Raw genomic sequence first — 14,773 nt, 5'->3', positions numbered from 1 at the left:
GCCGTTCGCGACGTCCATCGGTCTGAGCCACTCGGGGACGGGTTGTAAGTCCGTCCGCGACGGCCTCGTCGACATCGGTAACTCCTCCGGCCCCATCACGGCCGAACTCGGCATCAGCGAAGCCGAGCGCGACGAGAAGTACGTCGACCACGTCCTCGGCCGCGACGGACAGCCCGTCGTCGTCTCGAAGGACGTCTTCGACGCAGGTGTCACGGAACTCACCGGCGAGGAAGTCAAGAAAATCTACCAGGACGAAATCACGAACTGGAGCGACGTCGGCGGCCCGGACAAGGAGATTTACGTGGTCGGCCGTGCGGAAGGGTCCGGTACGGACACCGCGTTCCGTCTCAACATGCTCGGTGACGCCGAGGCCGCGATGCCCGGTGTCGACACCCGTAAGGGTCAGAACCAGCAGGTCAAGACCGTCGTCCAGCAGAACGAAGGAGCCATCGCGTACATGGCACTCGCGTTCACGGGACCGCAGGTCAAGCCGATCGGTATCGAGTTCGACGGCACGCTCTTCGAACCCGACAAGGACGCCGCGAACACCATCTTCGACAGCGCGTACCCACTCAACCGTGACCTCCACCAGTACACGACCATCACGGAGGACACCCCGAACGGGACGGACATGCGCGAAGCTGCGTTCATCAACATGTTCCTGACCACGTTCGGTCAGAAGCTCTTCGTCGAGGACAACAACTACATCCCACTCCCGACGAAGGACATCGAGTCCGAGGCGGCCAAGCTGCCCGAGCAGGCCTAAGACGCGTCGTGTAACGCTGTATCAAGCCTGAAACTCCGTTTCTTTCACACTCATACGTACCAACCATGACCACTCTTTCAGACAACGACGGCGGCGGCCTTCGAGCTGCAGCACGGCGGGAGATTCAGCGGGGTCGTGACTTCGTCGACGAGACTGAACCGGAAGCGCTCGTCACGGTCACTGTCGCGGCAGTCGCACTCCTCGCCGCGTTCGTCGGCTTCTTGACCGTCTCGTCGCTGACAGCCATCCCGTTCGTGGTGTTCCTCGTCGCGTCCGGGTACGGCTGGTTCCGGCATCAAGAACTGACCGCACGTGTGTTGACACTGACGACCACCATCTCGACTATCCTGATACTCGGGCTCATCCTCGTGTTCATCTTCGTCGAGGCGTGGCCGACAGTCGAATACGCCACGGTGACCGTCTTCGGGATTCCTCTCCCAGGGCTTCGACTCTTCGTCGAAGCGCGCTGGAGTCCGGTGACGCCGCCGCTTCGCTACTCGATGGTCCCGATGATTCACGGGACAGTCCTCGTGACGATTATCGCGACGGCCGTGGCCGCACCGCTCGGGGTCGCTGCCGCACTGTTCCTCAGCGAAATCGCACCGCGGACAGTCCGCGAACTCGTCAAACCCGGCGTCGAGATTCTGGCTGGGATTCCCTCCATCGTCTACGGGTTCATCGGCTTTACCATCCTCAGCCCGTGGGCCTCCGACCAGTTCGACATCGTCGGGCAGGGGACGTACCTGTTCGTCGGCGTCGTCGTCGGCCTGATGGCGCTTCCGACCGTGGTTTCGGTCGCAGAAGACGCGCTCAACAGCGTCCCCGAATCGATGAAGAGCGGGTCGCTCGCGCTCGGGACGACCGATTGGCAGACGATGACCTCTATCACGCTGCCGGCGGCGTTCTCCGGTGTGTCGGCGGCCGTCTTGCTCGGCGTCGGACGCGCCATCGGTGAGACGATGGCCGCGACGGTGATGCTCCGGGGCAGTCCGGGCCTCACCGAACCGCTGTACAACGTGTTCTACGGGAACGACACGCTGACCTCGCTCATCGCCGCGAACTACGGTGACGCCGACGGTCTGCAGATGTCCGCGCTGTTCGTCGCGGGTGTCATCCTGTTCATCACGGTGCTGTTCCTCAGCATCGGGTCGCAGTACATCGAAGCGCGCATGCAGCAGAAACTTGGAGGTGCCGAATAATGGCGGGCGCAGTCGAGTCTTCGCTCGTCAGTGAAGACACGTCCGGGACCGAGGCAGTCGCCGCAGGTGTCGTCGGCATCGCCGCCATCCTGTTCGGCATCTCGCTCGGGTCGATGTTCGAACTCCTGAGCATCACCGACCCCATCGCGGGTATCCCGATGGTCGCACTGCTCGGAACGCTGTTGACCCTGTTGGGGCTCGGCGTAATCGGATTCGGTCTCGGGTCGCGGTTCGGCTACGTCGCGACGGACCCCCGCCCGTCCGCAGGGTTGGTCGCGTCGGTTGCCTTCTCGGGCATCTGGTTCGCCGTTGGCGGACTCGTCGCCTCTCAGTCGTTCGGACTCGGCACCGTCGGGTGGGTCGCTGTCGCGTTCGTGACCGGTGGCCTCGCGTTCGCCGGGACCGCCCTCCCGCGCGAAGACATCGGGTCGACGCTCCCGGTCGGCGTCTTTGCGGTGTTCGTCGGTGTCGTCTTCCTCACGGGCGTTATCGGCCCGTCGTGGGTGTGGGACCTCGGGTGGGAACAGCAGGCGTCGTTCAACGCCGAGTTCTCGATTCCGGTGATAACGGCGTTCTGTTCGCTCCTCGTCAGTTGGGCGTCCGCGAAAGCGTACGGTGGCTTCGGGGCACGCGGCCGACACGTCGGCGCGTACCTCCTCGTCTACCTGAACGCCCTCTCCATCATCGCCGTTCTGTTCCTCCTCGTCGCGTTCACCGTCTTCAAGGGCCTTCCGGGGCTGTTCAACGGCCTCACCTTCGGCCTCGGTTCCGGACCCGAGACGACGCTGTTCGGCTTCACCTTCGCGTGGCCGTTCGCGTGGCCCTTCGTGATGAACGGTGTCGCACTCCTCAACGACGTCAACGGTGTCCTCCCGGCTATCGTGGGCACCATCTGGCTCGTCATCGGAGCAGTCGTCTTCGCCGTTCCGCTCGGTGTCGGTGCGGCAGTGTTCATCACCGAGTACGCCGACCGTGGGCGCTTCACGCAGGTCGTCGAAGTCGCCACGAACGGTCTCTGGAGTACCCCGAGTATCGTCTTCGGCCTGTTCGGACTGGCGTTCCTCGTTCCGCGTCTCGGAAACGGGAAGTCGCTCCTCGCAGGCATGCTCACCCTCGGGTTCATGCTCCTTCCGCTGGTCGTCATCACCAGTCGTGAGGCGATGCTGGCGGTGCCCGACGAGTACCGCGACGCGAGTGCAGCACTCGGCGTCACGAAGTGGCAGACGATTCGAAGCGTCGTCCTCCCCGCATCGCTCCCCGGTATCGTCACGGGAATCATCCTCGGTGTCGGCCGAATCGCCGGTGAGACGGCACCCATCCTGCTGACGATGTCCGGGAGCGTCGCGCCGCCGGGCAGTCAGACGGTCGATGTCATCGGCGGGTTCAGCTTCACGTCCTCGCCGCCGTTCGTCTCGAATCCCGAACTCCTCCAGGCGACGTCGGCACTTCCGTATCAACTCTACTCGCTCATCACCGCAGGCGTCGGGCAGTCGTCGAACATCGCGAACATCGAGCAGTTCCGGTGGGCGACGGCACTCATCTTGCTCGTCGTCGTTCTGAGCTTCTACGCAGTCGGTATTGCCACCCGGTACTACTTCCGGCGGAAACTGCAGCACGAGTGAACATCCATGAGTAAGACCTCACAGACGACAGAAGACGAGACGAAACGTACCGACCAGCCACTCGAAGTCACGGCTGGTGAGACACGAGAGCAGACCCAAGACGAGTGGACCGACTACGACTTCGAGAGCCAAGCCAAGTTCAGCGTCGAGGACCTCGACGTGTACTACGGCGACGACCACGCGCTGAAGGGTGTCTCGATGGAGATTCCCGAGAACAGCGTCACCGCCCTCATCGGTCCGTCCGGGTGTGGAAAGTCGACGTTCCTCCGGTGCCTCAACCGGATGAACGACCGCATCAGCGCCGCGCGCATCGACGGGTCCGTCGAACTCGACGGCGAAGAGATATACCAGGACGGTGTCAACCTCGTCGAACTCCGCAAGCGCGTCGGGATGGTGTTCCAGTCGCCGAATCCGTTCCCGAAGTCCATCCGTGACAACATCTCGTACGGCCCCCGAAAGCACGGTGACCTCGAGACGGGGTTCCTCTCGAACCTGCTGGGTCGCAGTGACGAGGACGAAGTCGACGAGTTGGTCGAGCGGTCGCTCAGTCAGGCCGCCCTCTGGGACGAAGTCGAAGACCGTCTCGACGACAACGCACTGGGCCTCTCCGGCGGGCAACAACAGCGTCTCTGTATCGCCCGTGCGCTGGCGACCGACCCCGAAGTCCTCCTGATGGACGAACCGGCGTCGGCACTCGACCCGATTGCGACGTCGAAAATCGAGGACCTCGTCCACGAACTCTCCGAGGACTACACCGTCGTCATCGTCACCCACAACATGCAGCAGGCGGCCCGCATCTCCGACCAGACTGCCGTGTTCCTGACGGGTGGCGAACTCGTCGAGTACGGTGACACCGACCAGATATTCGAAGACCCGGAGAGTCAGCGCGTCGAAGACTACATCAGCGGCAAGTTCGGGTAACCGAGGACGAGCCTCGAGTACCCGGCCGAACTTCAGGTTGCAGCGGACGGCAGACGACACGTCGGTAACGATACCCCGCACACCGTCGACACGACCACAGACACACCCAGACACATGGACACACGGAAAATCCAGCAGGTCAGTAACGGGACGTTCACAGTTTCACTCCCCAAAGATTGGGCGAACGCGGAAGGGATAACCACTGGAACAGTCGTCGACCTGCACACACACATCGACGGTGTCCTCGTCATCCAACCGCCGGAGGGGGGCAGTGACCCGATAGAACGGGTGACGCTTCGACCGGCGGACGCCGACCCCGGCCACCTCGAACAGATTCTCCGGGCGGCGTACGCTGCTGGGCCGAAAGAAGTAGCCCTCGAATTCGACGGCGGGGCGACGCCGGCACAGCGACAGACCGCACGACGGGTCGTCCGGAATCTGGTCGGTGTGACTATCACCGAAGCGTCGGACACGCAAATCGTCGTTCGGAACGTCCTCGACGCGAACGAAGTCTCGATTCGCCAGTCGGTTCGACAACTGCGATTCGTCTCGTTGTCTATGCACCGCGATGCGACCGCTGCACTCGTCGACGGCAGGCCACCGGGAGAGATGACGGGTCGCGACGACCGAGCAGACAGACTGTACGCGATGGTCGAACGACACTACGGCCGTGGCATCGAACGCCTCGACGAAATCGACGCCCTCGGTGAGACGCGAGAAGAGTTGCTCCGACTCCACGAGACTGCACGAGAGTTAGAACGCATCGCAGACCACGCCGAACGCATCGGCGAGGTTGCGGCGACGGTGGACGACCCAGTTCCGGAACCAGTCCGCGACGAGGTTGCAGACGTCGCAGAAGAGACGCACGACGCCGTCGAGTCGGCGGTCGATATCGTCTTCGACGGTGCGAGTGCCGAAACCGCACGAGAGGTGCTCCACGTGAGAGACCGAGTCTGTGACCGACTCGACTCGCTCGAACGACGGGTGGTCGAAGACCACGGTGGAGACTATCGGTACGTCCACGCCCTCCACGCACTCCGCCGCACGGCCGAACATGCCACCAACGTCGCGGAGGTTGGCCTTCGGACGGCGGTCCACCGCGGCGACCTGGACGAAACCGGCATCGACGAAGAGGTGTCGGGGACGGGTGGCCGAGCGTCGAGCGTCTAAGCGACTAATACGCGACGACCGACAAATCCCCACGGAGACCACCGGTGGCCGTGGATTTATGCTCTCGAATTCCTACTAGCCCGAGTGTGGACACCCCGTTCGACATCCTCCATATCGACCCGGATGCAGACGAAGCGGACGTCATCGAAGCGTATCGCCAACGGGTGAAAGAAGCACACCCCGACCACGGCGGGTCTGCAGACGAGTTCCAACGAGTCCGGGCCGCGTACGAAGAGATACGGACAGGATACTCGCTCGGTGAGAGAGACATCGCACGCACCGACGAGCGTGACCGACCGACCGATGCGAGTGAGGATGACGCCGAATCCGACGCAGAACCAGATGGGACCCGCGTCGAATATCTCGACTACGACGTGCTCGCCGAACACTCGTGGGAACTCACCGACGAGGACCTCTTCGAGAAGGCGGCCGCCGCCGGACTCGACGCCGAGTCGTACGGAACAGTCGTGGTCGAACCCCGAACGTGTCTCCTGAAGGCCGCCGAAGCAGACGGTCACAACTGGCCGTACGCGTGCCGTGGCGGTGCCTGTGCGAACTGCGCCGTCGCCGTCGTCGAAGGCGACATGGAGATGCCGGCGAACCACATCCTCTCGTCGGAGATGATGGACTTCGGCATCAGACTCTCGTGTATCAGCGTCCCGACGACGGACGAAGTCAAAGTCGTCTACAACATCGAACACCTCCCCGGACTGGACGAACTCAGGTTGCCGTCACAACAGGCACGGCGCGTCCGCCCGAGTGACTGAGCACACAGAGCGGAGTCGCAGATGTCCATACACCGACCGGTTGTGCGAGCCCTCACCCAACCGCGGCCCAGTTAAGCTTCGATGGATTCCTTACAACGACATGACTAATAGACAGACTCGGCGAGGATTCCTCCGTCTCGCCGGCGTGGGTAGTGTCGGCCTCGCGGGGTGTCTCGGAAGCGGACAGACGAGTGGCGGCGGAACCGGCGGTGAGATGGCCAGCGGCGGTGCCGACACAGAAGATACCGGGGGGTCGGGCGGTGACCGCGTGTGGTACACCACAGAACTCACCGACGTTCGGTCGAGAGAGGTGTTCACCATCGAAGAACTCGTGGACAGACCCGTCCTCGTCGAGACGTTCGCCGTCTGGTGTTCGAACTGCCTGCGTCAGCAAAAGGAGATGATAAATTTCCACGAGGCAGTCGGTGACGACGTCGTCACCGTCGCCCTCGACATCGACCCGAACGAAGACGCAGAGAAAGTCCGCGAACACGCCGAACGTCACGGGTTCGACTGGCGATACGCGCTCTCGCCGGAGTCGGTGACCAAGAGCCTCACCGAGGAGTTCGGGTCGTCGATGGCCAGTGCGCCGACCGTCCCGATGCTCCGCATCTGCCCCGACGGCACGGCGACGCGAATCAAAGACGGGTTCAAATCGACCGACTACCTCCGCGAACGAGTCGCCGAGTGTTGATGGACCTCGCGCCACGCCTGTTCGAACTCTTCGTCCTCGGCGTCGGGACGCCACTGACCGCAGCCTGCGCCCTGCCGCTGTACCCCGGCTTTCTCGCGTATCTCGCCCGGCAGAGTACACAAGGAGATGGTGACGGTGGCCTCCCCATCGCCGCCCTCGGCGCGTTAGTCACAGTCGGTGCCGTCTCGTTCATGCTCGTCGTGGGCGTCGTCTTCTCGCTCCTCCTCGAAATCTCGCTCACCGCCGTCGTCGAAATCGTCTCGCCACTCGCGTTCGGCGTCCTGTTCGTGGTGAGTCTCGCACTCCTCGCGGACGCGAAGGTGTTCGCTCGCATCCCGACGCTCGAACCACCGGAGACTCGACACCCCGCGCTCTCGGCGTTCTCCTACGGGTTCTTCTTCGGCGCTATCGTCTTACCGTGCAACCCGGGGTTCATCGCCCTCTTTTTCGCCCGCGTTCCCGTCCTGTTCGACACGGCAGCAGAGAGTCTGCTGGGGTTCTTGGCGTTCGGTCTGGGTATCGGTGCGCCGTTGCTCGCCTTCGCACTCGTCTCCGAACGGTACAGCAGACAGGTCACGCGCTGGTTCGCGCGCCACACCACGAGCATCAATCGCGTCACGGGGGCCGTCATGCTCGTCGTCAGCGTCTACTACCTCGTCGTCGTCTTCGACGTCCTCGGCGTCGCGAGTCAGGTCGAAGCCATCTTCGATGCGACGCTCGGGTGACCCGGTGTCTCCCGACCAGATACGCGTCGAACAGGTCATCTCGCTCGCAGAAGCGCCTATTTTGGTTCGGTCCATGGGGGTACCCAGAGACTCATGACCGGCGGTCCGCCACGCCAACCGCAGGCGATACTCGCCTCACACCTCGCACGCCTCGACTCACAGTCGTGTCTCGCGTTCGTCGCCGAGGTGTGGAGCGCTCGCGGGTTCGAGACGGACACTGACGGGACAGTCGTCTCCGCGACGAAAGGTGGCCGCACGCAGACCATCCTCCCGGTCCGTGGTCGCTGGTGGCACGTGGGACGTTCGCTGAGGGGCATCTCTGAGCGACTCGTGGGTGACCGCAGAGTAGACGGTCCCAATGGGCGACCATCCATCGACGTGGTCGTCTCACTCGGCAGTGACCGCCGCGGAGACGCGCTTTCGTCTGCCCACGGTGCTCGGCACGTCGACTCGGCGGCCTTCGTCGAGATGTTCCTGTACGGACTCGACCGAGTGGACGCGAACCGACTCGCTGCGCAGTATCTCGGTGCCCCCATCGACGGTCTCCGTCCGCCACTTCGGACGCGGATGCGCCGGAAGGTCGCTCGGGGAGGTCGACGAGTCGCCCACGCGGGTCGACCCACACCCCGCGGTGTCGCTGCACTCGTGGTTCTCGTACTCGTGGTGAGTGGCGGCGCGGTGAACGTCGGTCTCGTCGCGTCCCCGGTCGAGTGGGGGACGCAATCGAGTGCCGGGGTGGCACCCGACTCGTCCTCGACAGCAAGCGGACAACCGACGGTCGAACCGTACGAACAACCGGTGCAATCGACATCGACGCCGACGCCGACGCCCGGCGCGACGACCTCGATAACCGACCCGCGAGCGGCGACGGCACCGTTCGACGGTGAACCCACTCGGGCCGACCTCGAACCACTCGACGACGGCGACCTGAACTCCGTCCCGGGTGTCACACCGACGGGCATCGCGAACCTGACGGAACTCGGCGACGCACACGACGCGGCCCTCTCGAATCGGTCCTACGCGCTGTGGTTGGACACCTACCAACCACGAGATATCGGGCCGAACTCGAGTCGCATCCAGTACGACACCGACGTGACCGTCTCCGAGAACGCGTACCTCATCGTCGAGAACGTCGAAGCGGGGCGCAATCAGGCCCGCTTGCGGACCGTCTACTACGACGGAAGCGACTGGTACGTGACCGAACTCGAAGATGGGCGTGAAGTGACGCGACGCGTCGCGGGCAACGCCACGTCTCCCCCGGTCCAGTTCGAACCACGAGAACTGAATCGTGGCCTCGTCCGCCAGTATCTCGCGACGCGGACGACGAACGTGACTGGAAAGATACGCGAGGGGAACACGACGTACTACCGAATCGAAGGCGAAACGCGACCGTCGATTGGCGGCGTCGAACCCGTACAGGACTACCGATTCGTCGCCTACGTCGACGACGACGGATTCGTCTCGGCGGCGAAAGTGACCTACGCACTCGTCTCGGATGCCGGCGTCTACCGCGTGCAGTTCGAGTGGACCTACGGGAACCTCGATTCGACCACCGTGAGTCGCCCCTCGTGGGTCACGGTGAACGAGACAGACGGCGACACGACCGAAAACGGTGACGACAAGCCCCCGTCGCTTCGAGTCTGAGACAGGTTCGTTCTCGCACCCTGTCAGTCGCGTCGATGACGATATTTATCCGCGTCTGTTCCCGACGTGTCGGTATGGCTATCGAGTCGGGTGACCGCGTCGCCATCACGTACGTCGGGCGCTTCGAGGACGGAACCGTCTTCAACACGTCTCGCTACGAGGTGGCGGTCGAACACGGTCTGTTCGACGCACAGGAACGCGGCCGAGACGACTACGCGCCCCAATCGTTCGTCGTCGGTGCCGACGAGATACTCCCCGGACTCGACGAGGCAGTCGTCGGGATGACGGACGGAGAGGAGGCGACTGTGACGGTGCCGCCGGAGAAAGGCTACGGCGAGTTCGACGAGAGTCGCGTGCGGACGTACGACCCCGAGACGTTCGAAGGGATGGTCGGACAGGAACCCGAAGTCGGCCTCCACGTCCACGCCGAAAACGGCCTCCACGGCGACGTGGTTGCCGTCCGCGAAGACGCCGTGGAAGTCGACTTCAACCACGAACTCGCCGGTAAGACGCTGGTGTTCGACATCGAAGTCGTCGCCGTCGAGTGAGTCGTCGCCGTCGAGTGAGTCGTCGCCGTCGTCTGCGACCACTCAGTCGAGTGCCCGGTGCGGTGCGATGTGCGGCCCGGTGTCGCTTTCGCTGTCCACGTCGGCATCGACGCGGAAGACGTCGGCTAACAGTTCCTCGGTGACGACTTCGTTCGGCGGCCCCCAGTCGTACGGTTCGCCGTCTTTCATGGCGATGAGGTTGTCGGCGAACCGCGCCGCCTGCCCGATGTCGTGGAGCACGATTCCAATCGTAATCTCTTCTTCGCGATTGAGGGTCCGGACGACTTCCATCACGCGAAGTTGGTGGTGCAAATCGAGGTACGTGGTCGGTTCGTCGAGCAACAGCACGTCAGTGTCCTGTGCGAGCACCATCGCAATCCACGCGAGTTGCTTCTGGCCGCCGCTGAGGTTTCCGACCGCCTGCGTTCGGATTTCTTCGACGCCCGCTAACTCGATGGCCCGGTCGATGGCCACTCGGTCTTCGTCGGTGAGCGAATCGAAGAAGCCACGGTGGGGGTACCGCCCGTGCGAGACGAGGTCCTCGACGGTGAGACTCGCGGGTGAGTCGTTCTCCTGTGAGAGGAGTCCAACCCGTCTGGCGAGTTCCTTCGAGTCGAACGACTGGATTCGCTGTCCATCGACGAGGACTCGCCCGAACTCGGCGGCGTGCTGGTTCGCCATCGTCTTCAGTAGCGTACTCTTGCCACTCCCGTTCGGGCCGACGAGTGCCGTCACCTCTCCTGCCGGGATGACGACGTTCTCGCACTCGACGACGGGTTCGTCGGTGGTCGGGTAGCCGATGGCGAGGTTCTCGCCGACGAGTTCGCTCGCCCCCGGAGAGTCAGTCGATGGCGTCCGTCCGTCGCCCATCAGATATCACCCATCTGGTCCTGTTTGCGCATCAAGTAGAGGAAGTACGGGCCGCCGAGGAGGCCGGTGACGATGCCGACGGGAATCTGGGCTGGACTCAACGCGAGGCGGGCACCAACGTCGGCGGCGACCATCAGGGCCGGTCCGGCGAAGAGACACCCGACGACGAGTTTCTTGTACTCGCTGCCGACGACGTTGCGGACCATGTGCGGCACGATGAGGCCGACGAATCCGACGATGCCGGCGACGGCGATGCTCGCCGCGGCAGCGAGGACGGCGACGCCGGAGAGTGCGAATCGGACTTTCTCGACGTTCATGCCGAGCGAACTCGCCGTGTTCTCGCCGAGGAGGAGGACGTTCAACTGCCGCGAACTGACGAGTGCGAGCAGCATCGCCACGACAGTCCACGGGAGGGCCATCCGAACTTGCTCCCAGTCGGTCCCCGTCAGCGACCCAGTCGTCCACGCGATTGCACTCTGGACGACGCCGATGTCGTCGGCGAAGAAGAACAGCGCCGTCTGGAGACTCCCGAACACCGTCCCGACGATGACGCCCGCGAGGACGAGTCGGACGGGCGACGTGCCGTTCTTCCAGGCGATGGCGTAGACGGTGAGGAACGCGACTGCCCCACCCACCGAGGCGACGAGGGGCAAGAACGTCGAGAGTCCGGAGAAGACCACCAGCGTGAGGAGAATCGCGAGTCCCGCACCAGAGGATACACCGAGGATGAACGGACTCGCGAGTTCGTTCCGCGTGACTGCCTGAAAGATGGCCCCGGAGACGGCGAGGTTCATCCCCACGAAGATGGCGACGAACACGCGCGGAAGTCGGATGTTCCAGACGATGAGCGTCTGTTTACTCAGTTCCGGCAGGTCACCACCGAGCAGGAACGCGGTCCACGCCTGCGAGTTCAGCAGGACCGCTGGGTCGAAGACGGCCCGCCACGCCTCGGCGATAGTCATAGAGAAGGTACCGAACGTCACCTGCACGAGACCACCAGCGACGACGACGAGGAGACTCCCCGAACACAACGCGGCGAGCGACCCGTCGAACCACTCGGTGAACCACCGAGTAATCGGTTCGCGTCCCTGTGAGGTGTCGGTCGTCTCACTCACTGCTCGGTACCCCCGAGTTCGCGGCCATCGAGGTAGTCACGGAGGGCCTCCTCGGAGATGGCGTCGAGGACGCGCGTCGCCCCAATCGTCTCCACGAGGCGTCGAATCCCGCGTGACTCGGCGGCGGCAATCTCCTCGTCGGTCCGGCGCGTCTCGAACGCCCGGTCGATGTACGATTCGCGGAGGTCGGCGAGGTGGTCGTCGTCGACGGCGGCGTCAGCGTCAGCGGGAATCTGCTCGTCGAACCACTCGCGCCAGCGGTCACGGTCACCCCACTCGCCCGCGAACTCGCTCTCCGGTCGAAGCCAATCGTAGTGCGCCGCGAGGACGCCGTCGGGGAAGCCCTGTTCGCGCCGTCGGTCTTCGAGCAAGCAGCGAGCGACGTGTGCGCCCTGCCCGGCGGCAATGCCCACCTGTGCGTTTCGGTCTCCCGTCGGAGCGGCGACGTACAACCCCTCGACCGGAGTTCGGCCATCGTCGTCTGGATACGACGAGTCGAAGTGTTCGTGCGACTCGCCGTGGTGGTCGTGGCGTTCGAACATCGCGTCGTCGTCGTCGTCGAGGCCACGGAGGTAGTCACCGTCGTACCACGCCGCGGCGACGACGTATTCGGTGACGATGCGGCGACCGTCCTGAGTGTGGACGACGAATCTGTCGTCGGTCCCGGCGGCACCGTCGGTATCCCCGCCGGACACATCGAGTTCGTCGCCGACTCGTTCGACCGACTCGACCATGTCGCCGACGTAGTCGGCACCCGCTTCTGCGACGTGGTCGTGCAGCAACGAGGTGAACGTCTCGACGCCGATACCCGCGGGGAACCCGAGGTAGTTCTCCAGGTAGGCACATCGAGAGAACGCCGCGTTACCCCGGTCGAAGACGACTGTGTCGAGGCCGTACCGGGCGGTGAACACGGCCGCGGCGCATCCCGATGGACCGCCACCGACGACGACCACGTCGTAGGACCCGTCGTCACCGTCTGTCCGGCCGTCGAGCATCGTCAGATGTCTCCGTTCACGATGTCGGCGACGCGTGCTGCGTCGTAGAGTTCCGATTCGACACCGTACAGTTCCTCGGCGGTGCGCTGGGTGAGGACGAAGTTCGTAATCGGCCCCTGATAGAGGCCGCCGGCGCGGTACACGTCGCCGTTCTGGACTGCCGTGAGAGCACTCGCGGTGTCGTCGTTCTTCAGGAAGTCGACGACAGTGTTCTCGAACTCGTCGCGTGTCTTCGCCTCGTATCCACGGAGCATGAGCACCTCGGGGTCGACTTCCAGCAGCGTCTCGAGGTCGATTGCCGCGCGACTGCCGTGGAAATCCTTCACGTCGGTGTCGGCGAGTGCGTCGTTCACGCCGAGGTCACGGAGGTGCTTGAACCCGGTTCCGCCGCCGATGATGTAGGGGTAGAACGTCTCTGGTTCGTCGCCGACGCCCCAAAGGACGGCCGCAGACGGACGCTCACCCTCGGCAGGAACGACCGATTCGAGGTTCGTCTGGAACTCTTCGTGGAGCGAGACGAACGCCTCGTAGCGGTCGGTGCGCTGGAACACCTGTGCGAGTTTCTCGAATCCCTCGTAGAGCGTGTAGTAGCGGTAGTCTTCGTGCCACGGGTAATGCTGCGCGTAGATGCAGTTCCCGAATATCGGACCGACGTTCTGGTCGACTTCGTCCACGTCGGCTTGCTCCCACCCCTTGAACCGATTCATCAGGAAGTTCGGGTCCATGACGTGCACGTCGGCGTCGAGTTCGTAGAACAACTCCTTGCTGACGCCGTCTTGGTACAGCGAGACCATGCCGCTCTTGTCGACCGACAGGCCCGGAATCTCGTCGTAGTACTGCGTGTGGTACCGACTCGTCAACCACACCGCCTTCGGCGGTTCGACGCCGAGTGCGACGCCCATGTCCGCCCAACTGCCGTTGTTGGCGACCCACGTCTCTGGGACCGCGTCGAATTCGACGTCGCCCACGGGTTCGATGCTGACAGCGTACGAATCGTCCGCCTCAGCAGTCTCTGTCGCTGTCGGCGTCGCGGTTTCAGTCGCTGTCTCTGCTTCCGTCGTGGTGGCCGTCTCAGTCTGGTCAGACCCGCTTTGTCCGGTACATCCAGCGAGCAAGCCGCCGGTGACGAGGACGCCGGTGCTCTTGAGAACCGAACGCCGCGTCGAGTTGCGCGAACTATTTCCGTCTTCGCTCATGAGTTTTAGGCATACCTAATCCGATAAACCACTTTCGAATTTTAGGCAAGCCTAAACCACACGACTGAAGTGAACGTACGATTGGAGCGAGGGCACGACGAGACAGTCGTCAGGTGACCGTCAGCGAGGAGACGACTGCGACTACATCACCAGCGCGCAGGTCTGGTGAGTTCAGAGTCCAGTTCGAAACATTCGATGGTACCAGAGACGGCCTGAGGGGAGGTCTAGCGCGAGACGTCGATGTTTAGCAGAAGAGCAAATAACGCACATTTTATCTACAATTGTGCGCCATTATTTGAGTATTCGAACCAATATTCGTTTAGAATATCTAATACATCTTGTTTTTGGCCAGCCTAAATCAGAGTGCTTTTGTACTGTAACCGGGTCTCGACTGCCGTATGGCAAAGCGGTTCATCTCTCGTCGGTCAGTTCTCGTCGGGCTCGGTATGGGTTCGGTCGCTGGCTGTCTCGGGAGGGCTGCAGAGAGTGGAACAGCAACGTCTGAGCGCTCGTCGGTCGAGTCGGAGACTCCTCTCACGAC

14 protein-coding genes are annotated in these 14,773 nt (G+C 63.3%); 10 read left to right on the top strand and 4 right to left on the bottom strand.

Going from position 1 to position 14,773, the window contains the following annotated elements; all coding sequences use genetic code 11:
- From AUR66_RS01745 to AUR66_RS01700, 10 genes are all read left to right on the top strand, one after another.
- On the top strand, positions 1–766 hold a 766-nt coding region (locus AUR66_RS01745), incomplete at its 5' end, for a PstS family phosphate ABC transporter substrate-binding protein (protein WP_197409646.1).
- Positions 767–831: 65 nt separating this feature from the next.
- Positions 832–1,965 (top strand): phosphate ABC transporter permease subunit PstC, encoded by a 1,134-nt coding sequence (gene pstC / locus AUR66_RS01740; RefSeq protein ID WP_058570802.1) that lies wholly within the window; start codon positions 832–834, stop codon positions 1,963–1,965.
- On the top strand, positions 1,965–3,587 hold the full coding sequence (pstA, locus tag AUR66_RS01735; RefSeq protein WP_058570801.1) for a phosphate ABC transporter permease PstA: 1,623 nt from the start codon (positions 1,965–1,967) through the stop codon (positions 3,585–3,587). Before pstC ends, pstA begins: the two co-directional genes overlap by 1 nt.
- A 6-nt stretch (positions 3,588–3,593) precedes the next feature.
- Positions 3,594–4,508, top strand: a complete 915-nt coding sequence (gene pstB / locus AUR66_RS01730) for a phosphate ABC transporter ATP-binding protein PstB (RefSeq protein ID WP_058570800.1) — start codon at positions 3,594–3,596, stop codon at positions 4,506–4,508.
- A 114-nt stretch (positions 4,509–4,622) separates the two neighbouring features.
- Entirely contained in the window at positions 4,623–5,678 is a 1,056-nt protein-coding gene (locus AUR66_RS01725) for a phosphate uptake regulator PhoU (protein ID WP_058570799.1), read from the top strand.
- A gap of 86 nt (positions 5,679–5,764) precedes the next feature.
- Positions 5,765–6,445, top strand: a complete 681-nt coding sequence (gene fer, locus AUR66_RS01720; RefSeq protein WP_058570798.1) for a ferredoxin Fer — start codon at positions 5,765–5,767, stop codon at positions 6,443–6,445.
- Positions 6,446–6,545: 100 nt separating this feature from the next.
- Positions 6,546–7,139: a TlpA family protein disulfide reductase gene (locus AUR66_RS01715; protein WP_058570797.1), complete on the top strand. Its 594-nt coding sequence runs from the start codon at positions 6,546–6,548 to the stop codon at positions 7,137–7,139.
- The gene (locus AUR66_RS01710; RefSeq protein WP_394326248.1) at positions 7,133–7,864 is read left to right on the top strand and encodes a cytochrome C biogenesis protein; all 732 of its coding nucleotides are present in this window, start codon (positions 7,133–7,135) and stop codon (positions 7,862–7,864) included. Before AUR66_RS01715 ends, AUR66_RS01710 begins: the two co-directional genes overlap by 7 nt.
- A 93-nt stretch (positions 7,865–7,957) precedes the next feature.
- Positions 7,958–9,508 carry a hypothetical protein gene (locus AUR66_RS01705; RefSeq protein WP_058570795.1) on the top strand — a complete coding sequence of 517 codons (1,551 nt, stop codon included), beginning with the start codon at positions 7,958–7,960 and terminating at the stop codon, positions 9,506–9,508.
- Positions 9,509–9,582: 74 nt separating this feature from the next.
- Positions 9,583–10,056, top strand: coding sequence for an FKBP-type peptidyl-prolyl cis-trans isomerase (locus AUR66_RS01700; RefSeq protein ID WP_058570794.1), 474 nt, complete (start codon positions 9,583–9,585; stop codon positions 10,054–10,056).
- A 42-nt stretch (positions 10,057–10,098) separates the two neighbouring features.
- Here the strand turns inward: AUR66_RS01700 and AUR66_RS01695 are convergent, their stop codons facing one another.
- Genes AUR66_RS01695 through AUR66_RS01680 form a run of 4 tightly spaced genes read right to left on the bottom strand, consistent with a single transcriptional unit; the run spans position 10,099 to position 14,232 of the window.
- On the bottom strand, positions 10,099–10,926 hold the full coding sequence (locus tag AUR66_RS01695) for an ABC transporter ATP-binding protein (RefSeq protein WP_058570793.1): 828 nt from the start codon (positions 10,924–10,926) through the stop codon (positions 10,099–10,101).
- Positions 10,926–12,041, bottom strand: a complete 1,116-nt coding sequence (locus tag AUR66_RS01690) for a FecCD family ABC transporter permease (RefSeq protein WP_082682094.1) — start codon at positions 12,039–12,041, stop codon at positions 10,926–10,928. Before AUR66_RS01690 ends, AUR66_RS01695 begins: the two co-directional genes overlap by 1 nt.
- Complete coding sequence (locus AUR66_RS01685) at positions 12,038–13,036, bottom strand: FAD-dependent oxidoreductase (protein WP_058570792.1); 999 nt, start codon at positions 13,034–13,036, stop codon at positions 12,038–12,040. Before AUR66_RS01685 ends, AUR66_RS01690 begins: the two co-directional genes overlap by 4 nt.
- A 2-nt stretch (positions 13,037–13,038) precedes the next feature.
- On the bottom strand, positions 13,039–14,232 hold the full coding sequence (locus tag AUR66_RS01680; protein ID WP_058570791.1) for an ABC transporter substrate-binding protein: 1,194 nt from the start codon (positions 14,230–14,232) through the stop codon (positions 13,039–13,041).
- Positions 14,233–14,773: the final 541 nt, after the last annotated feature.

It is taken from the genome of Haloferax profundi, assembly GCF_001469865.1.
GTDB lineage: Archaea > Halobacteriota > Halobacteria > Halobacteriales > Haloferacaceae > Haloferax > Haloferax profundi.
This window is presented reverse-complemented; position numbering and strand designations above follow the sequence as displayed.